General features: G+C 69.0%; 25 protein-coding genes. 8 read left to right on the forward strand and 17 right to left on the reverse strand.

All coding sequences use genetic code 11. From position 1 onward, the window contains the following. Positions 1–2 precede the first annotated feature (2 nt). Both RU09_RS04825 and fdxA read right to left on the reverse strand, forming a co-directional pair. Positions 3–524, reverse strand: coding sequence for a flavin reductase family protein (locus RU09_RS04825; protein ID WP_042538083.1), 522 nt, complete (start codon positions 522–524; stop codon positions 3–5). Next, on the reverse strand, positions 521–847 hold the full coding sequence (fdxA, locus tag RU09_RS04830; RefSeq protein WP_042538086.1) for a ferredoxin: 327 nt from the start codon (positions 845–847) through the stop codon (positions 521–523). The genes RU09_RS04825 and fdxA overlap by 4 nt, the downstream gene beginning before the upstream one ends. A gap of 79 nt (positions 848–926) precedes the next feature. Here fdxA and soxR point away from each other — a divergent pair, with 79 nt between their 5' ends. Then, on the forward strand, positions 927–1,409 hold the full coding sequence (gene soxR, locus RU09_RS04835; RefSeq protein WP_042538088.1) for a redox-sensitive transcriptional activator SoxR: 483 nt from the start codon (positions 927–929) through the stop codon (positions 1,407–1,409). 19 nt (positions 1,410–1,428) lie between these two features. Here the strand turns inward: soxR and RU09_RS04840 are convergent, their stop codons facing one another. From RU09_RS04840 to RU09_RS04865, 6 genes are all read right to left on the reverse strand, one after another. Then, positions 1,429–3,675 carry a glycoside hydrolase family 3 N-terminal domain-containing protein gene (locus tag RU09_RS04840; protein ID WP_042538090.1) on the reverse strand — a complete coding sequence of 749 codons (2,247 nt, stop codon included), beginning with the start codon at positions 3,673–3,675 and terminating at the stop codon, positions 1,429–1,431. Then, positions 3,675–4,796 (reverse strand): ABC transporter permease, encoded by a 1,122-nt coding sequence (locus RU09_RS04845; RefSeq protein WP_231567468.1) that lies wholly within the window; start codon positions 4,794–4,796, stop codon positions 3,675–3,677. Before RU09_RS04845 ends, RU09_RS04840 begins: the two co-directional genes overlap by 1 nt. 1 nt (position 4,797) lies before the next feature. Next, complete coding sequence (locus RU09_RS04850; protein ID WP_042538094.1) at positions 4,798–5,886, reverse strand: ABC transporter permease; 1,089 nt, start codon at positions 5,884–5,886, stop codon at positions 4,798–4,800. Further along, entirely contained in the window at positions 5,883–6,689 is an 807-nt protein-coding gene (locus RU09_RS04855) for an ABC transporter ATP-binding protein (protein ID WP_042538096.1), read from the reverse strand. The genes RU09_RS04850 and RU09_RS04855 overlap by 4 nt, the downstream gene beginning before the upstream one ends. Beyond that, positions 6,686–7,510, reverse strand: a complete 825-nt coding sequence (locus tag RU09_RS04860) for an ABC transporter ATP-binding protein (RefSeq protein WP_042538098.1) — start codon at positions 7,508–7,510, stop codon at positions 6,686–6,688. The genes RU09_RS04855 and RU09_RS04860 overlap by 4 nt, the downstream gene beginning before the upstream one ends. A gap of 138 nt (positions 7,511–7,648) precedes the next feature. Continuing rightward, positions 7,649–9,316, reverse strand: a complete 1,668-nt coding sequence (locus RU09_RS04865; protein ID WP_042538101.1) for an ABC transporter substrate-binding protein — start codon at positions 9,314–9,316, stop codon at positions 7,649–7,651. A 166-nt stretch (positions 9,317–9,482) separates the two neighbouring features. Between RU09_RS04865 and RU09_RS04870 the strand changes: the two genes are divergently transcribed. Next, entirely contained in the window at positions 9,483–10,130 is a 648-nt protein-coding gene (locus RU09_RS04870) for a TetR/AcrR family transcriptional regulator (RefSeq protein ID WP_042538103.1), read from the forward strand. A 23-nt stretch (positions 10,131–10,153) separates the two neighbouring features. Beyond that, complete coding sequence (locus tag RU09_RS04875) at positions 10,154–11,368, forward strand: amidohydrolase (protein WP_042538106.1); 1,215 nt, start codon at positions 10,154–10,156, stop codon at positions 11,366–11,368. Between the two features lie 117 nt (positions 11,369–11,485). Here RU09_RS04875 and moaA read toward each other — a convergent pair whose 3' ends face one another. Further along, entirely contained in the window at positions 11,486–12,571 is a 1,086-nt protein-coding gene (moaA, locus tag RU09_RS04880) for a GTP 3',8-cyclase MoaA (RefSeq protein ID WP_042538109.1), read from the reverse strand. A 207-nt stretch (positions 12,572–12,778) separates the two neighbouring features. Further along, positions 12,779–13,666: a helix-turn-helix transcriptional regulator gene (locus RU09_RS04885; RefSeq protein WP_042538110.1), complete on the reverse strand. Its 888-nt coding sequence runs from the start codon at positions 13,664–13,666 to the stop codon at positions 12,779–12,781. Between the two features lie 124 nt (positions 13,667–13,790). On the opposite strand from RU09_RS04885, the gene RU09_RS04890 reads away from it, so the two are divergent. Then, positions 13,791–14,771 (forward strand): aldo/keto reductase, encoded by a 981-nt coding sequence (locus RU09_RS04890; RefSeq protein WP_042538112.1) that lies wholly within the window; start codon positions 13,791–13,793, stop codon positions 14,769–14,771. Positions 14,772–14,901: 130 nt separating this feature from the next. Here the strand turns inward: RU09_RS04890 and RU09_RS04895 are convergent, their stop codons facing one another. The 4 genes from RU09_RS04895 to RU09_RS04910 are packed head-to-tail and all read right to left on the reverse strand — an operon-like array spanning position 14,902 to position 17,912. Next, complete coding sequence (locus tag RU09_RS04895; protein ID WP_052492870.1) at positions 14,902–15,957, reverse strand: sulfate/molybdate ABC transporter ATP-binding protein; 1,056 nt, start codon at positions 15,955–15,957, stop codon at positions 14,902–14,904. Beyond that, a complete protein-coding gene (gene modB / locus RU09_RS04900; RefSeq protein WP_042538116.1) occupies positions 15,954–16,742 on the reverse strand; it encodes a molybdate ABC transporter permease subunit in 789 nt (262 codons plus the stop codon). Before modB ends, RU09_RS04895 begins: the two co-directional genes overlap by 4 nt. Continuing rightward, positions 16,739–17,518 carry a molybdate ABC transporter substrate-binding protein gene (modA, locus tag RU09_RS04905; RefSeq protein WP_042538118.1) on the reverse strand — a complete coding sequence of 260 codons (780 nt, stop codon included), beginning with the start codon at positions 17,516–17,518 and terminating at the stop codon, positions 16,739–16,741. Before modA ends, modB begins: the two co-directional genes overlap by 4 nt. Before the next feature lies 1 nt (position 17,519). Then, a complete protein-coding gene (locus RU09_RS04910) occupies positions 17,520–17,912 on the reverse strand; it encodes a TOBE domain-containing protein (RefSeq protein ID WP_042538120.1) in 393 nt (130 codons plus the stop codon). A 150-nt stretch (positions 17,913–18,062) separates the two neighbouring features. Here RU09_RS04910 and RU09_RS04915 point away from each other — a divergent pair, with 150 nt between their 5' ends. From RU09_RS04915 to RU09_RS04930, 4 genes are read left to right on the forward strand one after another with little or no spacing between them, the layout of a single operon-like run. Then, positions 18,063–18,830 (forward strand): HesA/MoeB/ThiF family protein, encoded by a 768-nt coding sequence (locus RU09_RS04915; RefSeq protein WP_042538122.1) that lies wholly within the window; start codon positions 18,063–18,065, stop codon positions 18,828–18,830. Next, positions 18,827–20,074 (forward strand): molybdopterin molybdotransferase MoeA, encoded by a 1,248-nt coding sequence (locus RU09_RS04920; protein WP_042538124.1) that lies wholly within the window; start codon positions 18,827–18,829, stop codon positions 20,072–20,074. The genes RU09_RS04915 and RU09_RS04920 overlap by 4 nt, the downstream gene beginning before the upstream one ends. After that, a complete protein-coding gene (gene moaC / locus RU09_RS04925) occupies positions 20,071–20,550 on the forward strand; it encodes a cyclic pyranopterin monophosphate synthase MoaC (protein WP_042538126.1) in 480 nt (159 codons plus the stop codon). Before RU09_RS04920 ends, moaC begins: the two co-directional genes overlap by 4 nt. Further along, positions 20,547–20,780, forward strand: coding sequence for a MoaD/ThiS family protein (locus tag RU09_RS04930; protein ID WP_042538128.1), 234 nt, complete (start codon positions 20,547–20,549; stop codon positions 20,778–20,780). The genes moaC and RU09_RS04930 overlap by 4 nt, the downstream gene beginning before the upstream one ends. A gap of 13 nt (positions 20,781–20,793) precedes the next feature. Here the strand turns inward: RU09_RS04930 and RU09_RS04935 are convergent, their stop codons facing one another. The 3 genes from RU09_RS04935 to RU09_RS04945 are packed head-to-tail and all read right to left on the reverse strand — an operon-like array spanning position 20,794 to position 23,401. Continuing rightward, positions 20,794–21,234 carry a molybdenum cofactor biosynthesis protein MoaE gene (locus RU09_RS04935; protein ID WP_042538130.1) on the reverse strand — a complete coding sequence of 147 codons (441 nt, stop codon included), beginning with the start codon at positions 21,232–21,234 and terminating at the stop codon, positions 20,794–20,796. Continuing rightward, positions 21,231–21,719, reverse strand: a complete 489-nt coding sequence (locus tag RU09_RS04940; RefSeq protein WP_042538132.1) for a MogA/MoaB family molybdenum cofactor biosynthesis protein — start codon at positions 21,717–21,719, stop codon at positions 21,231–21,233. The genes RU09_RS04935 and RU09_RS04940 overlap by 4 nt, the downstream gene beginning before the upstream one ends. A gap of 41 nt (positions 21,720–21,760) precedes the next feature. Next, positions 21,761–23,401: a molybdopterin-dependent oxidoreductase gene (locus RU09_RS04945; RefSeq protein WP_042538134.1), complete on the reverse strand. Its 1,641-nt coding sequence runs from the start codon at positions 23,399–23,401 to the stop codon at positions 21,761–21,763. Positions 23,402–23,441 lie beyond the last annotated feature (40 nt).

The raw sequence follows: 23,441 nt of genomic DNA on the forward strand, positions 1-23,441 counted from the left end.
TTTCAGTGCTGGTCGTTCGGCAGCGAGTGGAATCGGCGGTCGAGATACACGAGCGGGCGGCCGGGCCTTCCGAGCAGCACCTCGTCGATCTCGGCGACCACGACGGTCGATGAGCCGACCGCCACGGTCGACATGGTGTGACCGCGCATCGCCGCTCGCGCCTCAGCCAGATAGGGCTCGCCGGTGGGGAGCGAGCTCCAGCCCTGCTCGGGGGTGAACCGATCAGCGCCGCTCACGGCGAAGCTCTGCGCCAGCGCGGAGTGCTCGTCGTCGATCAGGTGCACGACGAACGTGTCGGCCGAGAGGATCGACCCGGCACTGCCGGTCGCCCTGGTGACCGAGAAGACGATCGCGGCGGGATCGACCGCCACGGACGCGACGCTGGATGCCGTGAGGCCGACCGGCCCCGCGGGGGTCATCGCCGTGATGATCGCGACTCCCGCCGGATGCGCGCGGAACGCGGCCTTGAGCCCTTCACCGACCTCTGAGGGAACCGGCGCTGCGGGGTGCTGCTGACTGCTCATTCGGGTGCCTCCTGGGGCGGAAGTGCGGAGATGATCGGGTGGTCGCGCTCGATGATGCCCAGCTTCGCGGCGCCACCGGGTGACCCCAGCTCATCGAAGAACTCGACGTTGGCCTTGTAGTAGTCCTGCCATTCTTCCGGCAGGTCGTCTTCGTAGTAGATCGCCTCGACGGGGCAGACGGGTTCGCACGCACCGCAGTCGACGCATTCGTCGGGGTGGATGTACAGCGAGCGCTCGCCCTCATAGATGCAGTCAACCGGGCATTCGTCGATGCACGCACGATCCTTGACATCGACGCAGGGAAGGGCGATCACGTAGGTCATAGGGTGGCGGTCTCCGTTCGGGTCACGGTTGCAACCGTATGACCTCAAGTACACTTGAGGTCAAATCGAGGAGGCCGGGATGAGCGCAGACACCGACACGGACCGCACCGTCCACGGCCCTGATGAGCCGTTGACGATCGGCGAGATGAGCAGGCGCACCGGGGTCGCCCCCTCGGCCCTGCACTTCTACGAGAGTCTCGGCCTCATCGCCTCCACGCGCACGGCCGGCAACCAGCGCCGCTACGCCAGACACATGCTGCGCCGGGTGTCACTCATCACGGTGGCGAAACGCCTCGGCATCCCCCTCGCCGACGTGCAGCACGCATTCGCCGATGTTCCGCTGACGCAGACGCCGAGCCACGAGGACTGGCAGCGCGCATCGCGACGCTGGAAGCGGGAGCTCGAGAAGCGCCGCGAGGGCATCGAGCGGCTGGAACGCGAGCTGACCGGGTGCATCGGCTGCGGTTGCCTGTCGATGAAGGCGTGCGGCCTGCTGAACCCGGGTGACGCGCTCAGCAGCCAGGGCGCGGGCCCGCAGCGCCTCCGCGACGAGGACGCCTGAGCGCCCCCGTCGCAGACGATCAGGCCACGGTGAACGCGGCGCTCAACAGCACCTCGTCGCGCGAGCTCGGACCCACGAGCAGTTCGAACGCACCGGATTCGACGCGACGGATGCCGGCGGCGTCGACGATCGAGCACTCCGCCACCGCGAGAACGAGACGCACTCGCGCCGACTCCCCCGGCGCGAGGTCGACCTGACGGTAGCCCTTGAGCTCCCGGTCGGCCCAGCTCACGCTCGTGATGGAGTCGCGCACGTAGACCTGCACGGTCTCGCGCACCGGACGCTCCCCCGTGTTCGTCACCGTCACCTCGGCGATGATCGTGTCGTCGCGACCCAGCGTCGTCGAGGCGAGCGACAGCTCGCCGTACGACACCGTCGAGTACGACAGCCCCTCACCGAACGCCCAGGCCGGGGACTGCGTGAGGTCGGCGTAGCGGTCGCCGTGCTGTCCGCGGATCTGGTTGTAGTACGTGGGCTGCTGACCGACGTGACGCGCGAACGAGATCGGCAGTCGCCCTGACGGCTCGACCGCACCCGAGATGATCTCGGCGAGCGCGCGCCCGCCCTGCATGCCCGGGTTCGCCGCCCAGATCACGGCGGCTGCCTGCGAAGCGGATGCCGGAAGCACCAGCGGCTTGGACGCGAGCAGCACGATCACCACGGGCTTCCCCGTCGCGATCAGCGCGTCGAGCAGCGCGTTCTGCCCACCGATCAGCTCGAGGGTCGCGGTCGAGCGCCCCTCGCCGACGAGCTCGATGCGGTCGCCCACGACGGCGACCACGACATCGGATTCCGCCGCCGCAGCCACGGCCTCGGCGATCAGCGTCTCGTCCGGTGCGCTCGGCACGACGACCGAGGGCCGGGGCTGGCCATCGGGGAACTTCGCGCCCCGAGGGTCTTCCTCGAGCGTGAGGATGTCGGCGCCACGCGCATGCGTGACCGACCACCCCTCGACGCCTGCGAGGCCGTCGAGCACGGTGGTGATCATCTCGCGCGGCTGACCGTCGAGCCATCCGGCCTGGCCGGAGCCACCGGCCCAGTCGCCGAGCTGCGTCTGGGCGTCGTCGGCGAGCGGCCCGACGACGGCGACCTTCAGCGCTGTCGCGGCATCCAGGGGCAGCACGCCGTCGTTCTCGAGCAGCACGATCGAGCGACGCGCGGTCTCGAGGTTGAGTTCGGCGTGCGCGGCGCTGCCGACCACGGCATCCAGGTCGTCCTGCGGAAGCCGCGGGTCTTCGAACAGCCCGAGCTCGAACTTGAGGGTGAGGATGCGGGCCACGGCGTCGTCGAACGCGTCTTCGGCGAGCAACCCGTTCGACACCGCCTCGAGTGCGCCCTCGAAGAAGCCCGGAGTGTTCATGACCATGTCGTTGCCGGCGCTCACGGCGGCGGCCGAGGCGTGGGCGTAGTCGGGCTGCACGTGCTGCTCCCACACCATGCGGCCGACGTTGTCCCAGTCGGTGATGAGTGTGCCTGTGTAGCCCCACTCGCCACGAAGAACGTCGCTGAGCAGCCAGTCGTTGACCGTGATCGGCACGCCGTCGGTCGTCTGGTAGCCGAGCATGAACGTGCGGCATCCCTCGCGTGCGACCCGCTCGAACGGCGGCAGGAACCACGACCGCAGCTTGCGCCGAGAGATGTCGGCCTCGCTCGCGTCGCGTCCGCCCTGCGTCTCGGAGTAGCCGGCGAAGTGCTTGGCCGTCGCGAGGATGGCGGTCGGGTCGTCGAGGCCGTCGCCCTGATATCCGCGCACCATCGCCGAGGCGAGTTCGCCGATCAGGAACGGGTCTTCGCCGAAGGTCTCGTCGATGCGGCCCCAGCGCAGGTCGCGCGCGATGCACAGCACCGGCGAGAAGGTCCAATGGATGCCGGTCGCCGCGACCTCGACCGCGGTCGCCCTCGCGACCTTCTCGACGAGCTCGGCATCCCACGTCGCAGCCATCCCGAGCTGTGTCGGATAGATGGTCGCTCCGGGCCAGAACGAGTGGCCGTGGATGCAGTCCTCTGCGACGAGCAGCGGGATGCGCAGCCGTGTCTGGGAGGTCAGCTCGTTCGCCCGGATGATGCGCTCGGGCGAGGTGTGGAGGATCGAGCCGACGTGCTTGCCCAGCACGTGGTCGTCGAGGTCGTCGCGGGCGTCGAGCTGCAGCATCTGCCCGACCTTCTCCTCGACCGTCATGCGGTCGAGGAGGTCGGCGACGCGCGCCGCGATCGGCAGTTCGGGGTCGAGGTAGGGCAGGGATTCGGTCAGGGTCTGAGAGGTCATCACTTCGTGTTCTGTGTCTTCGTGTCGTGTGTCTGGTTCGTCGTATCGTCCGCGGCGTTCTGCACGGTACCCGAGTCGGTCGCCGGGATGCTGCGCACCGCCGTCACCGGGTCGTTCACGTTGAGCCCCTTCTTCTTCATCGCGCGGGCGCGCTCACCCGCCGACCGCAGCCGCGGGTTGACGTACTCGTCGATGCCGAAGTTGATGAGCGACAGGGCGACGCCGATGATCGCGATGCAGAGCCCCGCGGGCACGTACCACCACCACAGCCGCGGGAACGCGCCGTTCTGCTGCGCCCAGAAGAGGATCGTGCCCCAGTTGAGGTTGCTCACCGGGATCACGCCGATGAAGGCGAGGGTCGTGAGGCCGAGGATCGCCGCCGTGACGGTGCCGACGAAGCTCGACGCGATCAGCGCCATGAGGTTCGGCAGCATCTCGACCGTGATGATGCGGTGCAGCGGTTCGCCGTTGGCGCGGGCGGCCTGGATGAAGTCGCGGTTGCGCAGCGACATGGTCTGCGCGCGCAGCACACGCGCACCCCACGCCCAGCCCGTGAGTCCGAGCACCGCGGCGATCACGATGAGCGGCGGGTTCTCGAACTGCGACGCCACGATGATGATCAGCGGGATGCCGGGGATCACGAGGAACACATTGGTGAGGGCCGAGAGCGACTCGCTCTTCCAGCCGCGCACGTAGCCGGCGATGACGCCGATCGTGATGGCGATGATCGTCGCGATGATGGCCGACAGGAAGCCGACCACGACGACGCCGCGCGTGCCGAAGATCAGCTGGCTGAGCACGTCTTCACCCATGTGCGTGGTGCCGAGCCAGTGATCGAGCGAGGGCGGCTGCCGCAGCGCCGTGCGGTCTTTCTGCGTGGCCCCGTAGGGGGCGAGCAGTGGCGCGAAGATCGCGATCAGCACGAACACCCCGAGGATGATCAGGCCGGCGATCGACTTGGGGTTGCGGAACATGGCGAACGAGTGCGCGAGCTGCGACCAGAAGGTCTTGCGGCCGGGCGCGCCGTCGCGCGCGGTGCGGAACGTCGCGGTCTCCGGCATCCCGGTGGGGACCGTGCTGCCGTCGGGGGCCGTGGTGTCGGTCGAGGTGGGAACGCTCATGTCAGGCCTCCGTCTGGCGCGTGCGCGGGTCGAGGTATGCGTAGACGATGTCGGCGAGGATGTTGGCGACCAGCACCGACAGCGTGATCACCAGGAAGACTCCCTGCATGAGGGCGAAGTCCTTCGCGTTGGTGGCGTCCAGCAGCAGCTTGCCGACGCCCGGGTAGCTGAAGACCATCTCCATGACGATCGTGCCGCCGACGATGAAGCCGATCGACAGCGCGAAGCTCTGGATCTGCGGCAGCACGGCGTTGCGGGCGGCGTATGCCCACAGCACCCGCCTGTTCGGCATGCCCTTCGCCTGCGCGACCGTGATGTAGTCCTCGTCGAGCACCGTGAGCATCATGTTGCGCATGCCCAGCATCCATCCGCCGAGCGACGCGATGATGATCGTGACCGCCGGCAGGGTGCCGTGCATGATCACCTGACCGATGAAGTCGAGGCTCCATTCGGGCGACTGGCCCTTGTCGTAGGCGTGCGACGACGGGAACCATTTGAGCGTCGACGAGAAGATCGCGATCGCGATCAGACCCAGCCAGAAGTACGGGATCGTGTTGAAGAACGTCGTGATCGGGATGAGCGCGTCGAGCCTGCTGCCGCGCTTCCAGCCGACGATCGCGCCGCCGACCGTTCCGAGCGCGAAAGAGATGATCGTCGCGATTCCGACGAGGCCGAGCGTCCACGGAAGAGCGGATGCCAGCACCTCGGTCACCGGACGAAGACCGTGCAGCGTGGAGATGCCGAGGTCGCCGCGGAACAGCATCGCCCAGTAGTCGAGGTACTGCTGCCACATCGACTTGTCGGTGTCGACGCCGAGCAGGATGCGCAGCGACTCCGCAGCCTCGGGGCTGACGTTGCGGTTGCGGGCGAGGTACGAGCTGACCGCGTCGCCCTTCATGAACCGGGGCAGGAAGAAGTTGATCGTGATGGCCGCCCACAGCGTGAACAGGTAGAACCCTGCGCGTCCGGCGAAGAACCGCCAGGGTACGAGCTTCCTCCCCTTCTGCGCGGTGGTCGCCGTCGTGCCGACCTCGAGCGCGTCGCGGTTCTCCTGTTCGATCTGACCCAGATCGGGGGATGCGGTGGTCACAGTGCACCTCCGTGCGAGCCGGTCGTCGCGAAATGCTTGTCGGGGTCGGGAGACGCCGCCCGCAGCTCGCGCGTGTAGGGGTCCTGCGGGTTGAGGATCACGTCGTCAGCATCGCCGTACTCGACGACGCGACCCTGGTTGAGCACCATGATCTTGTCGCTGAAGTGCCGCGCGGTCGCGAGGTCGTGGGTGATGTAGAGCACTCCGAGGCCCTCTTCTCGCTGCAGATCGGCGAGCAGGTTCAGCACCCCGAGACGGATCGACACGTCGAGCATCGACACGGGCTCGTCGGCGACGAGCAGTGACGGACGCGAGGCGAGCGCGCGGGCGATGGCGACGCGCTGACGCTGGCCACCGGAGAGCTCGTGCGGACGGCGGTCGATCACGGCATCCGCATCGAGGCGCACGCGCTCGAGCAGTCGGCGCACCTCTGCCTCGGTCTCGTTCTTGGGCACGACGTCGTCGAGCCGGATGGGGCGCTCGAGGTGGTACCTGATCGAGTGGTACGGGTTGAGCGACGCGAACGGGTCTTGGAAGACCATGCGCAGCTGCTGACGGTACCTCCTCAGGCCCTTGCCGCGCCGGGGAATGGGCGTGCCGTCGAGCCGCACCTCGCCCGACGTGGGCGTCTCGAGCTGGGTGAGGATCTTCGCGATGGTCGACTTGCCGCTGCCCGACTGACCGACGAGACCGATGGTCTGGCCGGAGTTCAGGGTGAAGCTGACGTTGTCGAGAGCCTTGAGCTGACCGGCTCCTCTGACGTTGTAGACCTTGGTGACATCGGCGAACTCGAGAGTCGTCATCGGGTCAGCACTCCTCTCGCGCCGGTGAGACGGGGGAACGACGACAGCAGGGTCTTCGTGTAGTCGTTCTGCGGGTTCGTCCAGATCTGCTCGGCGGAGGCGAGCTCGACGATCTCGCCCTCGCGCATGATCGCGATGCGGTCGCTGATCTCGAGCAGCAGCGGCAGATCGTGGGTGATGAAGATGACCGAGAAGCCGAACTCGTGACGCAGCTGCGAGATCTGCTTGAGGATCTCGCGCTGCACCAGCACATCGAGAGCCGTGGTCGGCTCGTCCATGACCATCAGCTGCGGGCGCAGCGCCAGGGCCATCGCGATCATGACGCGCTGACGCATGCCACCCGACAGCTCGTGCGGGAACGAGCGTGTGCGCTGACGGCCGACCTTGACGATCTCGAGCAGCTCCTCGGCCTCGGCCCTGCGCTGCTTGCGAGTCATGCCGGGCCGGTGGATCTCGAACACGTCCTCGAGCTGCGAGCCGATCGTCGCCACCGGGTTGAGCGCGTTCATCGCGCCCTGGAACACCATGGAGACCTTGTCCCAGCGGAACTTCTGCATCGCATCGACGTCGAGCGCGTTGATGTCGACGTCGACACCGGATGCGTCGTGGAACGTCACGCTGCCGCCCGCGATCACGGCCGGAGCCCGCAGCAGACGCTGCACGCCGTAGGCGAGGGTGGTCTTGCCGCATCCGCTCTCTCCCGCGAGGCCGAGGATCTCTCCTCGCTGCAGTTCGAGCGTCACGTTCTTCACCGCCTCGACGGGCGGATCGACGTCGTACACGACAGAGAAGTCGCGCACGCTGAGCAGGGGTTCTGACATGGGATGTCCTTCGTCGGGGGGCGCGTTTCGTCTCGGTCCTTCGGTCCTCGCTCAACGACCGGGGGGGGTGGCCTCCCCCGGTCGTTGAGCGAACGAAGCGAGACGAAACGCGCCGAATCTGCGTACGACGCCTCGTGCTTACTCGGCCGGCTTCAGCTTCGTGAGGATCTGCACGATGTTCTGCTGAGTCGGGTCGCCCGAGGCATACGGGTCCTCCTCCGAAGGCCACCCGACGTAGTTGCGGGTGTTGTACTCGCCGAGCAGCGGGTGCGCGCCGAGCGGGATCGCCGGGACCTGCTCGACGAAGATCTGCTCGAGCGTCGTGATGGCCGCGGTGCGCTCGTCATCGGACGACGCGTTGGCGTAGGTGTTCAGCGCGTCGGTCGCAGCGGGGTCTTCGAAGCGTCCGAAGTTGAATCCGGCGATGCCCTCGGGCGAGATCCAGCGCGGGTCCATCGTCGACGTGTAGAGACCGTAGGCCGTGCCGCTGTCTTCGAGCCAGTGGATGATGGCCGAGAACGATCCGTCATCGCGGGGTCCTGCCCAGCCGCCCCAGTCGGGCATGTCGATCTTGACCTCGGCGCCGATGGCCTCGGTGACGTCTTCGGCGATGAGCTCCTGCGCGGTGTTCCAGTCGCTCCACCCCGAGGGCACCGAGAGCGTGAACGAGACGGGCGTGCCGTCGGGGTCGATCAGCGCGTCGTCCTTCCAGGTGTATCCGGCTCCCTCGAGCAGGTCGCGCGCCTTCTCGGCATCGACGGAGTACTCCTCGCCCTGGAACTCGGGCTGGATCTCGTCTTCGAGGATCGACGAGAGTCCGGTCACAGACCACACCGGCTCGCTCGCCCCTTCACGGGCGATGTCGACGTACGCGTCGCGATCGATGACCCAGGCGAGGGCCTGGCGGAACGCCACGTCGTCGAACGGCTTCTGCTGCAGGTTCATGAACAGCGTCGCAGAGCCGGTCGTCGGGGCCACGAAGAACTTGTTGTGCTCGGGGTCGGCGTCGAGGAACTGCTCCTGGATCTGCGGGATGAACGCCTGCGCCCAGTCGGCCTCGCCCTGTGCGAGAGCGGTGGTCAGTGCCGTGTTGTCGCCGTAGGAGACGTAGTGCAGTTCGGGAACCGCGAGGTCGCCGCCCCAGTAGTCGTCGCGCGCCTCGAGGGTGACCGACTCGGTCGACCAGTTCGACAGCGCGTAGGGGCCGGTGCCGACCAGGTCGTCGCCCTTGACGGGGTCGGTGGCAGGCTCGTCGAGGTTCTCCCAGATGTGCTTCGGCACGATCGGCACGTGCAGCACGCGGGCCTGGTTCACGTACTTCGACTCGCCGAAGTTCAGCGTCACAGCGTCGCCGTCGACGGTCGCGCCCTCGAACTTGAGGCCCGCGGTGTCGAGCGCAGGGGTCGAGACGAGCTCGTAGGTGAAGACGATGTCGTCGGCGGTGAAGGGCTCGCCATCGCTCCAGGTGACGTCCTTGCGAGGCACGACGGTGAGGGCCGTGTAGTCGTCGTTCCACTCGATGCTCTCGGCGAGCCAGGGGGTGACCCCCCGATCGCCGGTCTGGTTCACGAGGGCGAGGGTCTCGAAGATGACCTTGCCGTAGCCGTACTTCGAGGCCGACGAGTCGCCGACGTAGGGGTTGTTCGACTCGGTGGTGATCGCACCGTCGGGCTTGGCGATCGTCAGGGCTGCGCCGCCTGCTCCGGCGTCTCCGTCGTTCGATCCGCCGGCTGCGCAGCCGGCGAGGGCCGAGACGCCGAGGGCGGAGATCGCCGCGACAGCGATCATGGACTTTCTGAGCTTCATTGCTTCTCCTTGGGCACGGGTCGTTGTGCTGTGTGGCTGTCGGTGCACGGGCATCCGACCTCATTCGCTTACTGGCGAGAAAGTAAGCTGGTGCGAGGTTACCCGCCAGTAAGTAGAGTTGGCAAGTACGATCCAGTGCAGGATTCGGTGCAGAAGAGGATGGACCATGTCGAAGGATGCTGTCGCCCACACGTCCGTCCGGCCTGCCACCCGCGAGAAGCGGGAGCAGATCCTCAAAGCCGCCGTCGAGATCTTCGGCAACAAGGGGTCGACGAACGGCACTCTCGCCGACGTCGCGGAGCAGGTGGGCATCACCCACGCCGGCGTGCTGCACCATTTCGGCTCGAAGCAGAAGCTGCTGCTCGAGGTGCTCGCCTACCGCGACCAGGCGGACGTCGCAGAGCTCGCCGAGAAGCACATCCCCGGCGGGCCGGAGCTCTTCCTGCACCTCGTGCGCACGGCGGTCGCGAACGAACGGCGCCCCGGCATCGTGCAGGCCTACACCGTGCTGTCGTCGGAGTCGGTGACCGACAACCACCCCGGTCGCGACTACTTCGAAGACCGCTACACGACCCTTCGGCGCGAGGTCACCGACGCGTTCCACCTGCTGTGCGCGCAGGAGGGCGTGACAGAGCCCGACACCGTGGCCACCGCCGCCGCCAGCATCCTCGCCGTGATGGACGGGCTGCAGCTGCAGTGGCTGCTGCACCGCGACGTCTTCGACCTGGGCGAGGCGAGCGAGTTCGCGATCCGCTCGATCGTCAACGGTGTGCTGCACCCCGGACCGGCACTGGAGTCGTACCGCCGCGACTAGGTGCCACGACTAGGCTCGGGGCCATGACGATCGACCTCGAAGCGCTCTACACAGACCTGCACCAGCACCCTGAACTGTCGTTCCAGGAGACGCGCACCGCCGGCATCGCGGCCGGTCACCTGCGGGATCTCGGCCTCGAGGTGCACGAGGGCATCGGCGTCACCGGGGTGGTCGGCATCCTGCGCAACGGCGAAGGTCCGGTCGTCTGGGCGCGCGCCGACATGGATGCACTGCCCGTGGGCGAAGAGACCGGCCTCGCCTATGCCAGCACCGCGACCGGCATCGACCCCGCCGGCAACACCGTGCCTGTCATGCACGCCTGCGGTCACGACATGCACGTCACCGCCATGATCGGTGCGGTCGAGAAGCTCGTCGCCGAGAAGGACGACTGGTCGGGAACCGTGGTCGTGCTGATCCAGCCCGCCGAGGAGTACGGAGCAGGCTCCCGCGCCATGCTCGACGCCGGCCTCCGTGACCTCGTGCCGCACCCCGATGTCGTCCTGGGCCAGCACGTCACTCCCCTGCCCGCCGGCACGATCGGCGTACGCCCAGGCACCCAGATGGCGGCATCCGACGGCCTCACCGTCGTGCTGCACGGACGCGGCGGTCACGGCTCGCGGCCGCACTCGACCATCGACCCCGTCGTCATGGCCGCGGCGACCGTCATGCGACTGCAGACCATCGCCTCGCGAGAGGTCGACCCCCGCGACGTCGCCGTGGTGACGGTCGGCTCGATCCACGCGGGTCTGAAGAACAACATCATCCCCGCCGAGGCGAAGCTCGAGCTCAGCCTGCGCTACCCGAACGACGAGATGCGCGACAAGGTGCTCGCGAGCGTCGAGCGCATCGTGCGCGCCGAGGCCGCGGCATCGGGAGCAGAGCGCGAGCCCGAGATCCGCACAGACCACACCCTGCCGCCGACGATCAACGATGCGGATGCCACGGCACGCGTCACGTCGGCGCTGCAGCGCGCGCTCGGTGAGGCGTCGGTGATCGACCCCGGCATGTTCACCGGCAGCGAGGACGTGTCGTGGTTCGCCCGCGACACCGGGGCGCCCCTGGTGTTCTGGTTCTGGGGCGGTGTCGATGCCGCGAAGTTCGCCGCGGCATCGGCGGCCGGAACCCTCGACAAGGATATCCCGACGAACCACTCGCCCTTCTTCGCACCGGAGATCCACCCGACGATCGAGGTCGGCGTCACGGCGCTGTCGGCGGCTGCGCGCGAGTTCCTCGACTGAGACTGTTCCCTCGCCGTTCACAATTCAGCATGGACGGCCGGAACCGGGCCGCAACCCTGCCCTGAGCCCGCGGAACGCGCGTTCTCTGCTGAATTGTGAACGCGAAGCGGGGCTGACTCAGCCGCCGATGGCGTTCATGCCGCGGGCGGGCTGCAGGAATGACGGGTCGTTGATCGCGTGCCCCGGCAGCTTGCCGTGCACGCACGAGCGCAGCATGGCGCCGATCCCCTCTGCGCGGTGACCCGCATCGGGGGCCTCGCCCCCGCGCAGCACACCGATCAGGTCGTATTCGGCGTTGGAGAACAGGCAGTTGCGCAGCTGACCGTCGGCCGTCAGGCGCAGCCGGTCGCACGCGCCGCAGAAGGGGGCGGTGACCGAGGCGATCACGCCGACCTCGTGCGGGCCGCCATCGATGCGCCACTTCTCGGCCGGCGCTCCGCCGCGTCCGGGAACGGGCTCGAGACTCCACCGCGCGCCGAGCTTCTCGAGGATCTCCTCGCGCGTGACCATCGAGGCGCGGTCCCACGTGTGGCCGGCGTCGAGCGGCATCTGCTCGATGAAGCGCAGCTGCGCGCCGACCTCCATCGCGAACGCCACCAGTTCGGGCAGCTCGTCGTCGTTCACACCGCGCATCGCGACGGTGTTGAGCTTGAGCGGGCGGAGCTCGGATGCCGCCGCTGCCGCGATGCCCTCGAACACGTCGTCGATGCGGTCGCGGCGGGTGAGGTCGGCGAAGCGCTGACGGTCGACCGTGTCGATGCTGATGTTCAGGCGTGTGAGCCCGGCGTCGATCAGCGCGGGCAGGTGCTTCGCGAGCGTGATGCCGTTGGTGGTCATGGCGACCTCGACGGGGCCCTCGTCGCCCTGGATCGCCGAGACGCGGCGAACGACCTCGACGATGTCGGCGCGCAGCAGCGGTTCACCGCCCGTGAGCCGGAAGGTGCGGATGCCGAGCGAGGCGGCCACTGTGGCGACCTCGACGATCTCGTCGGTCGACAGGATGCTGGTGCGCGCGAGCCATTCGTTGCCCTGCTCGGGCATGCAATACGTGCAGCGCAGCGAGCAGCGGTCGGTCAGCGAGATGCGCAGGTCGCGGTGCACGCGACCGTGCGTGTCGACGAGGCCCTGCGACGCGGGCGCCGAGTCAGCGGCGATCACGGGGTTCGGCGAGCGCACACCGATCACGACCGGCACGGCCGTCATCGCAGTCTCCCTCTCCCCGACATGTTCCGAGACTACCCGCGCGTTCGGTGTCGGGGCCCGTCTGGCGCGACGACCGGCATATTGCCAGGTCGCGGAGCCGGTCGGCTCGGACGGGACCGCATGGCTGCTGTTCCCCCACCTGGCGGCATTCACGGCCGCATCCGATCAGCCATTCGGGATACCGCCGACACCCGGAGCCGCGGCGAATCAGGCTCGACCGTTCTCCTTCGCGGCTTCGCGCACCGCCGTGTGCTCCAGGTTGGCGAGCAGTTGGAGGCGCTCATGGGTGGCCGAGCCCGGCTCAGCAGAGAAGACGATCATCGAGAGCCCCCGGTCGGACGCGAGGTCCATGGCCTGGAATGTGAGGTCCAGGTCTCCGACCACGGGGTGGTGCACCTTCTTCACCCCCGTGCGGTGCTCCCGCACATCGTGGGCTCCCCACAGCGTACGGAAGAGATCGCTGCGGGTGGAGAGCTCACCGACGAGATCGCTGAGCTTCCGGTCGTACGGCGACCGACCTGCCTCGGCACGGAGCACAGCGACGATCTGACGCGTCTGCGCGTCCCACTCCCGGTAGAAGGACTGGGCGCGTGGATCGAGGAACATGAACCGTGCCGCATTGGCCGGGGGATGCGCGTCATCGAGCATCTCGGAGAACAGCGCCCGACCGAGGGCGTTGGTCGCGACCGCGTCGAGACGACCGTTCTGCACGTAGACGGGAACGGTGGAGATCGCATCGATCGTCTGCCGCAAGCCCGGCGTGAGCTGCTGCGCCCGTACGGGACGACGACGCGGCTGCAGATGCGCTCCGGCGTTCGCCGCCCTGATGAGGTCGTGCAGATGCGCGTGTTCGGCATCGTCGAGCTGCAGGGCCCGGCTGACTCCGTCGATGACCTGCTCCGACACCCCGGCCGCGTTGCCGCGCTCGAGGCGCTTGTAGTACTCGGCACTCATTCCGGCGACGAGGGCGACCTCTTCTCGGCGCAGCCCCGGCACCCGACGACGACCGCCGAAGTCGGGCAGCCCGACTTGCTCTGGGGTGAGCTTGGCACGCCTCGTCGTGAGGAACTCGCTGATGGCGTCGTGGGTCTCCATGCCAACGACGGTACGCCGATCCGCTCGGTCGAGAGGGGTCCTGTCGGTGCACCCATAGACGGGGCCACGCTAACTCGGGCCGAAGAGCGTTGACTCGAATCATCATCCGACAGAAGGAACAGTCATGAAGAACGCACACCTCGGAAGCCTGGACGTCTCGCGCATCGGCCTCGGCGCCATGACCATGGCGGGCACATACACGACCGGGGGTGGCCTCGACAACGACGAGTCCATCCGCACCATCCACCGCGCCGTCGACCTGGGCGTCACCCACATAGACACCGCCGAGATCTATGGGCCGTACCTCAGCGAGGAGATCGTCGGTCAGGCCATCAGGGGGCGCCGCGATCAGGTGAAGATCGCCACCAAGTTCGGGCTCGTCTCACACTCCGGCGGCGGACCGGGTGTGACCGACAGCAGCCCGGAGAACGTGAAGGCCGCCGTGGAGGGCTCCCTGCGACGCTTGGGCACCGACCACATCGACCTCTACTACCAGCACCGTGTCGACCCGAACACGCCGATCGAAGACACGGCAGCCGCGGTCGCCGACCTGGTCGCCGAAGGCAAGGTACTGCACTTCGGGCTCTCCGAAGCCTCCGCGCAGACGATCCGACGCGCGCACGCCGTGCATCCGGTGTCGGCGCTGCAGACCGAGTACTCGCTGTGGACCCGTGATGTGGAGTCGGAGATCCTGCCGCTGCTGCGCGAACTGGGCATCGGCTTCGTTCCCTACTCACCGCTCGGACACGGTCTGCTGACCGGTCAGATCCGTTCAGCGGCCGACATCCCCGACGACGACTGGCGCAAGACCAACCCGCGGTTCGTGGGCGAGAACTTCACGCGAAACCTCCGCCTCGTCGACGAGGTGCGCGCGATCGGAGCCGAGATCGGCGCGACGCCGGCGCAGACCGCCCTGGCGTGGATCCTCACTCGCGGCGACGACATCGCGCCCATCCCCGGCACGCGCCGCGTTGCCCGAATGGAGGAGAACACCGCCGCGGACGCCGTCGAGCTCACCGCCGACCAGGCCGACCGGCTGACCGCGCTCGAACCGGCTGCGGGCGCACGGCATGACGACGCGAACATGGCCACGATCGACAGGTGAATCGGCTGTGCGGATGAACCATCGATGCTGGTGGCTTTCCGGCTGACGAGTCCCCGGGTGGCCGGCGGAGAGGCCGAATCCGATCAGCCATCCGGGATGCCGTGAGCAATCCGGCGCAGCGGAGGCGGACTCAGGTGACGGCGACGAATCCCACGAGCGCCGGGTCGATGCGCAGCCGCAGCCTGTCCCCGACCGTGAGGCCCCCGGCAGCATCCAGCGACAGGTCGACCGCACCCGCATCGGTGTGCACGCGCACACCTCCCAGCGTGGGCTCGAGGCGCGTCACCACGGCCGTCCACGACTCCGGGCCAGCCTCCGCGACCTGGACATCCCCCGGACGGAACACCGCGGCGAGCGCGGCACCGTCCGTCGCAGCGAGCTCACGCGACGCAGGATCGGCGCTGGTCAGCCGCACATCGCCGCCGCGCCACGCACCCTGGCTCGCGACGCCCACCAGGCGATTGAGCCCGGCGATCGAGGCCACGAACCTGGATGCCGGGGCGGCGAGCACGTCGCGCACCGGCCCCTCCTGCGTCACGCGGCCAGCCTCGACGACGATCAACCGATCGGCGAGCGCGACGGCATCCGCCGCATCGTGGGTGACGGCGACGGTGGTGGTCGAGGCGAGCTGATCGCGCAGCATCCGCCTGATGTCGCCTGCGGTCTCGGGGTCGAGGGCGACGAGCGGCTCGTCGAGCAGCACGACGCGAGGGGATGCGGCGAGCGCACGAGCGACCGCGACGCGCTGCTGCTCGCCTCCGGACAGCTCGTGCGGCATCCGCTCTCCCGAGCCCGGGAGCCCGACCCGTGCGAGCCAGTCGTCAGCGCCTGCGCGGGCAGCACGATGCTCGATACCCGCAGCGCGCGGACCGAAGGCGACGTTCTCGCCGACCGAGAGATGGGGGAACAGCCTCGGCTTCTGCCCGAGCAGCACGACACCTCGGCGCATCGGCTCCGTGCGCACTCGTGGCTTGGCGACACGATCGACGACGCGCCCCTCGACCGCGATCTCTCCGGCATCGAGCGACTGGAGTCCGGCGATCGCCTGCAGCAAGGTCGACTTTCCCGCACCGCTCGGGCCCATCACGGCCACTGTCGCGCCAGCGGGCACCTGCAGCGACACGTCGACGACGAAGTGCTCACGCTGCACGACGACGTGGGCGCGAAGACCCTCTGCGCCGGTCATCGCGCCGCCCCGGGACGCCATCCACGCACGAGCAGCAGCACGAGGATCGCGGTGGCGAGCAGCAGCAGTGCCAACGCGACGGCGGCCCCCTGCGTCACTCCCGCACCGTTGAACGCGGTGTAGATCGCGAGCGGCATGGTCTGTGTGACCCCGGGGCGATTGCCGGCGAAGAGCGCAGTGGCTCCGAACTCGCCGATGGCCCGGGCGAAGCACAGCACCACTCCGGCGACGATGCCGGGCGCGGCGAGCGGCAGCGTGATGCGGCGGAGGATCGTCCAGCGTCCGGCGCCCAGAGCCGCCGCCGTGCGCTCGTACTCGACCCCGGAGGTGCGCACGGCACCCTCGACGGCCAGCACCAGGAAGGGCAGCGCCACGAAGGTCTGCGCGAGCACGACGGCCGGAGTGCTGAACGAGAGGCCGAGGCCGCCGAACCACCCCGCTCGTCCGAACAGGTAGAGCAGCGCGACGCCGCCGACCATGGGCGGCAGCACGAGCGGAACGGTGACGGCGGCCCGCAGCACGGCGGCGAGACGCGGGCCGGAACGGGCGATCGTCAGAGCCAGCGGCACTCCGATCACGATGCAGAGCACGGTGGCGATGAGCCCCGTGCCGAGCGAGAGCAGCAGCGCCGATCGTGCGGCCTCCGACGTCACGTCGGAGATGAAGGTCGACCACTCGACGCGGGCGACGAGAGCCGCCAGCGGAAGGATGAGGAACGCGAGACCGATCAGGGCGGGGATGGCCAGTGCGCGCGGCGCGTATCCGTGCGAGACCGCAGCGCTCACGGCGCCCCGAAACCGTGGTCGGCGAGGATCCGCTGGCCCTCGTCCGAGAGCACGAAGGCGACGAACTCCTCAGCCCCCGCCGAGTTCGATGCCTCGGACAGCGCTGCGATCGGATAGTGGTTGACGACCTCGTCGGCACCGTCGGGCACGATCGCCTCGACATCGTCGCGGCCGACCACGTCGGTCGCGTAGACGAGCCCGGCGTCCGCCTCGGAGGCGGCGACCTTGGTCAGCACCGCGGTCACGTTCTGCTCGAGGCTGGCCGCCTCGACCGTGACGCCCGCGTTCGAGAGCAGCGTGGCGGATGCCGCACCGCACGGTACCTCGGGGGCGCACAGCACCGTGGTGACGTCGGCCAGGTCGTCGAGGGTCTTCACGCCGCCGGGGTTGCCCGTCGGCACGGCGATCACGAGAGTGTTGGAGGCGAACAGGGTCGGATCGACCGCGGCATCCTCGAGCTTGTCCATGTTGGCCTCGTCGGCTGAGGCGAACACGTCGGCCGGGGCGCCCTCGAGCAGCTGGGTGACCAGCGTCGACGATCCGTCGTACACGCCGGTGAACCGCACGTCGGGATTCTCCTGCTCGAACGCGTCGCCGATCTCGTCGAAGGCGCTGGACAGCGACGCGGCGGCATACACCGTGAGCTCGCCGCTCACCGCGCCCGCGGACGCCCCCTCAGTGCCGGCGGGTGTCGGCGACTCGACGGCACACCCGGTCAGCACGAGGGCGGCGGCAGCCAGTGCGATCGCGACGGTTCGGCGCGGTGTGCGGCGCATGTCAGGCCTTCGGCACTTCGACGACGACCTGCGTCGCCTTGACGGATGCCGTGGCCAGAGAACCCACCTCGAGGTGCAGATCGCGTGCCGCCTCGGCCGACATGAGGGAGACGACGCGATGCGGACCGGACTGCAGGTCGACCTGCGCCATCAGCCCGTCGATCTGCACACGGGTCACGATGCCGACGAAGCGGTTGCGGGCGCTCGAGTGGGCGTCGCTGGATTCGTGCGCCTCATCGGCCAGCTCGACTGCCCGCGCTGCGAGGGCATCGCCGGGGATCTCGGCGGGCACTGCATCGGTCGTCGGCAGCAGGCCCTGATCGACCCAGCGCCGTACGGTGTCGTCACTCACGCCGAGCAGCTGCGCGGCCCGGGCGATTCGAAAGGTCTGCATGCGTGAACATTACCGCGAATGCGGATGCTGCAGGACAAATCGACCGCATATGCGGAGCGTGACACACTGGCGCGACCCCGTCCGCTCTCCGACGTCGACGAATCTGCCTGGCTTCACCGCGACGTCGCACGCCGGGCATAGCCTGGTGCCATGCAGCCGCTCGTCGCACCCGCCCCCGCCCTCGATCCGGCGGAGCTCGTCCGCACCGCCCGGCACGCCGTGCTCGCGGGCATCGGCGAAGAGGGGCAGCGCCGACTCTCGGCCGCCCATGTCGCGGTCGTCGGTGCCGGCGGCGTCGGCTCCCCCGTGCTGCTCGCGCTGGCAGCCGCCGGCATCGGCACCATCACCGTGGTCGACGACGACGTGGTCGAACTGACGAATCTGCAGCGCCAGCTCGCGCACCGCGTCGAAGACATCGGCCGCCCCAAGACCGCCTCCGCCGCCCGCGCGATCACGGCCCTGTCGCCCGACGCCGACGTACTGCTCGCCACTGAGCGACTCGACTCCGAGAATGCCGAGCGCCTGTTCGCCGGCGCCGACATCGTGGTCGACACGAGCGACTCCTTCGCCACCCGCCGCGACGTCGCGGCCGCGACCGAGGCCCTCGGCATCCCTCTCGTCTGGGGAGCCGTGCAGGAGTGGCACGCACAGGCCACCGTGTTCTGGTCGAACCCGCCCGAGAGCGATCCGGTCGTGCTGACCGACCTCTTCCCACTCGGCACCGAGGGCGAGCCGCCGAGCTGCGCGCAAGTGGGCGTGCTGGGTGCGCTGTGCGTGCAGGTCGGAGGGATGCTGGCGACCGAGGTCGTGAAGCTCGTCACCGGCGCGGGCGAGCCGCTGCTCGGACGCCTCGCCATGATCGACGCCCTCACCTCGAGGCAGCACGAGATCGCGATCCGCTCGGCGGTGTCGGCATGAGCGCCGCAGGAGGCGGCCGCCGATCGGTCGAGGAGCAGCTCGCTCGCGTGCTCGACGCCGTGCGCACCCTGCCCGGTGAGACACGGGCGATCCGCGACGCCGCCCATCGCACCCTCGCCGAGCCGGCGACGGCAGCCCACGACATCCCCCTCTTCGACAATTCCGCGATGGACGGCTTCGCGGTGCGAGCGACCGATGTCGCCGCGGCATCCGAGGAGAAACCCGTGGTGCTGCGGGTCGTCGCAGACCTGCCCGCCGGGGTGTCGGACGACCCGCCGCTCGCGGCAGGCGAGGCCGCGCGAATCATGACCGGCTCCCCTGCCCCGACCGCGGCGGATGCGATCGTGCCCTTCGAAGACACTGCGGGAGGCCTCGCTGACTCTCTGGGCGAGGTGCGAGTGCTGCGCGCGCCGGCCGCCGCCGGAGCCTTCATCCGTCGCCGCGGCGCCGACCTGAGATCCGGGGATGCAGTGGTGCACGCGGGCGAACGTCTGGGCGCCTTCCAGCTCTCCGCAGCCGTCGCCGCCGGGGTCGCGAGTGTGACCGTGAGCCGGGCGCCGCGCGTCGCCGTGGTCTCGACCGGCAGCGAACTGCTCGAACCTGGCGAGAGTGCCGCCCGCGGCCGCATCCCCGATTCCAACGGCCCCCTGCTCGAGCTGCTCGTCGCGGATGCCGACGCCGAGGTCGTGCTCGTCGCCCGTGTGGCCGATGACGCCGAGGCCGTGCGCACCGTCACGGCGACGGCGGTCGAGCGCGGTGCCGACGTGATCGTGTTCACGGGCGGTGTGAGCGCCGGTGCCTACGAGCCCGTCCGCGGTGCGTTCGACGGCCGCGGCGAGGTCGAGTTCGCGAGCGTCGCGATGCAGCCGGGCAAGCCGCAGGCGTTCGGCGTGCTCGACACCGGCACCCTCGTGTTCGGACTGCCTGGCAACCCTGTGAGCGTCGCTGTGTCGTTCGAGGTCTTCGTGCGACCGGCGCTGCTCGCACTGCAGGGTCGCACCGAGATCCATCGCCCCCGCGCATCCTTCACCGCCGATGCGTCCTGGACGCCCCCTCCCGGCCGCCGTCAGTACCTCCCCGCGGTCGTCGACCTCGCGAACCGCACAGTGCGCCCGGCGACCGCCGGAGGCTCGGGCTCGCACCTCGCCGGAGGTCTCGCCAGAGCGCGTGCATTCGCGATCGTGCCCGCAGAGGTCGAGGCCGTCGCCGTGGGCGATGCGATCGATGTCATGCTGGTCGAATGAGCTTCACGCACCTCGACTCGGCCGGCCATGCCCACATGGTCGATGTGACCGGCAAGCAGCCGACCGTCCGCACCGCCACCGCGCGCGGCTTCGTGCGCTGCAGCGCCGACGTGATCGCCGCGCTGCGTGACGGCACCGCTCCCAAGGGCGACGTGCTGGCGGTCGCCCGCATCGCCGGCATCCAGGCCGCCAAGTCGACGCCGACCCTGCTGCCGCTCGCTCACGTGATCGGTGTGCACCGCGCCAACATCGAGCTCGACATCGTCGACGACGGCGTGCATGTCGAGGCGACCGTCGGCACCGCCGACCGCACCGGCGTCGAGATGGAGGCGCTCACGGCCGTGTCGGTGAGCGCTCTGGCGATCGTCGACATGATCAAGGGCCTCGACCGGTCTGTGGTCATCGAAGACGTGCGCATCGTGGCGAAGTCGGGCGGACGCTCGGGCGACTGGGTGCGCGAGGGAGAATCGCGATGACCCGCGTGCGCTACTTCGCCGCCGCAGCCGAGGCGGCAGGCGTCGATGCGGAAGAACGGCATGAGACGTCGCTCGAAGCCCTGCGCGCCGCGGTCGTGGCGGAGCATCCGGCTCTCGTCGACATCCTGCCGCGGTGCGCGGTCATGGTCGACGGTGTGCGCAGCGACGACGACCGGCCGCTCGACGACGCCCAGCTGATCGACGTGCTGCCTCCCTTCGCCGGGGGCTGACTCGGGCGTCGGCTCAGCCGCCGATGCCCTTCCACGACGTGGAGCCGTCGGACTCGACCTGACGCTTCCACACGGGCAGCGACGTCTTGATGTCCTCGATCACCGCGCGGCACACCTCGAAGGCCTCGGCGCGATGCTCGGCGGCGACCGCGATGACGACGGCTGCATCACCCACATCGAGTCGACCGATGCGGTGGCTCACGGCCACCACCACTCTCGCGTCGCCGACGGCATCCGCCGCAGCCTCTTCGGCGATGCGTCGCAGCGTCGACTCGGCATCGGGGTGCGAGCTGTACTCGAGCCCGACCACCGCAGTCGTCGCATCGGGGTCGTTGTCGCGCACGCGACCGATGAACGTCGTGACCCCACCCAGGGCGGGATCATCGACCGCGGCGAGATGTGCGTCGACGTCGAGACGCTCTTCGGAGATCGCAGCGATCCGCACCTCGTTCACGAGTGGTCACCGCCCGCGACCTGGTCGACCACGTGTCTCGCGACGGTCAGCACGACGGGAACCCCGGATGCCACGGCCCGCGGGGATCCCGGAAGATTCACCACGAGGACTCCGGCGGGGTCGACGATGCCGGCGACTCCGCGAGACAGCACCGACAGCGGAGTGTCGGCGAGACCGCTGCGGCGCAGCTCCTCGGCGAGGCCCGGCACCTCACGGGTGATCGCCCGACGGGTGCCCTCCGGGGTCTCATCGCGCGGTCCGACGCCGGTCCCCCCGGTGGTCACGATCAGTTTCACGCCGCGCGCGACCGCCCGGCGCAGCGCGTCAGCGACCGAGGAGGCACCATCGGCGATGACCTCGGCATCCGGGCAGTGCCACCCGGCATCTCTCAGCAGGCCGACCGCGATGGGGCCGCCCCGATCTTCTCGTTCACCCGCGAAGGATCGGTCGGAGACGGTGATCACACAGGCGGGGAGCGACGTCATGGCTCCCACACTAGGGCGAGATCCGGCAGGACGCGCCGGCATCACGCGACGCGGATGAGCGAGCGCTGCCAGCCCGACGAACCGTTCGGCGCGATCGGCGCACGCTCTTCGATCTGCATGTCGCCGTTCTTGTTGATCGCCCGTACGGCCACATAGTGCGTTCCGGGGGTGGCATCCCACTCCATGAACCACTGCACCCAGGTGTTCTCATTGATCGGGGCAGAGAGGGTCGCCGGCATCCATTCGCCCTCATCGATGCGCACCTCGACGCGCTCGATGCCCACCGTCTGCGCCCAGGCGACACCCGCGATCGGGATGCGCCCGGCGTCGACCGCCTGGCCCACCTTGGGGGTGTCGACGCGCGAGGCGAACTTGATCGGTGCCTCGGCGCTGTATCCGCGAGGTGTCCAGTAGGCCTCATCCTTGTCGAAGGTCGTGACCTTCAGCTCGGTGAGCCACTTCGTCGCCGACACGTAGCCATACAGGCCGGGCACGACCATGCGCACCGGGAAGCCGTGCTCGAGGGGCAGCGGCTCGCCGTTCATGCCCACCGCCAGGATCGCGTCGATGTTGTCGTCGGTCAGCGACGACAGAGGCGTGCTCGCCGTGTAGCCGTCGACGCTCTTCGACAGCACCATGTCGGCACCCGACTTCACGCCGGCCTTCTTCAGCACATCGCGCAACGGCACACCGAGCCACTTCGCGTTTCCGACGAGGTCGCCGCCGACCTCGTTCGAGACGCAGGTGAGGGTGATCGCATACTCGTCGAGTCCCATGTCGAGGATGTCCTGGAAGCTCATCTCGACCCGCTGATCGACCATGCCGTCGATCACCAGACGCCAGGTGCTGGGGTCGATCGTGGGCACGGTCAGTGCGGTGTCGACGCGGTAGAAGTCCTTGTTGGGAGTGAAGAGCGTGCTGAGTCCGGGGATGTCGAGCTCGGCGCCCTTCGGCACGGTGACGGTCGACTTCGGCGCGGGCAGCTTGAGCGCGTCGCGGATCGTCGCGACGGAGGCGACGGTCATGCTCACGGCGCGCGAGGCGATGCCGACGACGACGGCCGAAGCGCTGGCGATGCCCGCGAGGACGAAGAACTGACGGCGCCCCATCGCCTTCGGGGGCTGCTCGACATCCTGGCCCACCGTCTCGCGATCGGTCACGGCGAGACCCTCGCCCTTGCGGTCGGTCATCGCGACGGGAACGGCCGACGCCTTCCACGTTTTCAGACGGCGGATCAGGAGGACGATCAGGATCGACCCTGCGATGGTGCCGAGCACGGGAGGCAGGAAGGCGAGGGCCGTGACACCGGCCCTGGTCACGATCGCGGCGGTGGAGAGCGCGCCCGCGACCGCCAGGGCGATCACGCCGAGCGGGGGACGGAGCAGCTGCAGGATTCCGGCGATCGCCGACGCGATCACCACCGCGAGACCGAGACCGACCAGCAGCGCGATCTTGTCGTACTCGCCGAAGGTCGCGATCGCGAACTCCTTGAACGGCTGGGGCACGATGTCGATCACGAACCCGCCGACCGCGAGTATCGGACTCGCTGAGCGCGCGAAGATCAGCGCGAACAGCTCGGCGGTGGCGAGGAAGACGGCCCCGCTGATCACACCCGAGAGTGCGGCCCAGAAGATGAATCGTCTGCCTGTGCTGCGCTGAGTGCCTTTGCTGCGCTGTGCCATGGTCTGCTCCTTCGCACCGCCGACGGTGTGGTCAGCGTTT

The sequence above is a fragment of the Microbacterium sp. MEJ108Y genome, assembly GCF_000834175.1.
Classification (GTDB): Bacteria; Actinomycetota; Actinomycetes; order Actinomycetales; family Microbacteriaceae; genus Microbacterium; species Microbacterium forte.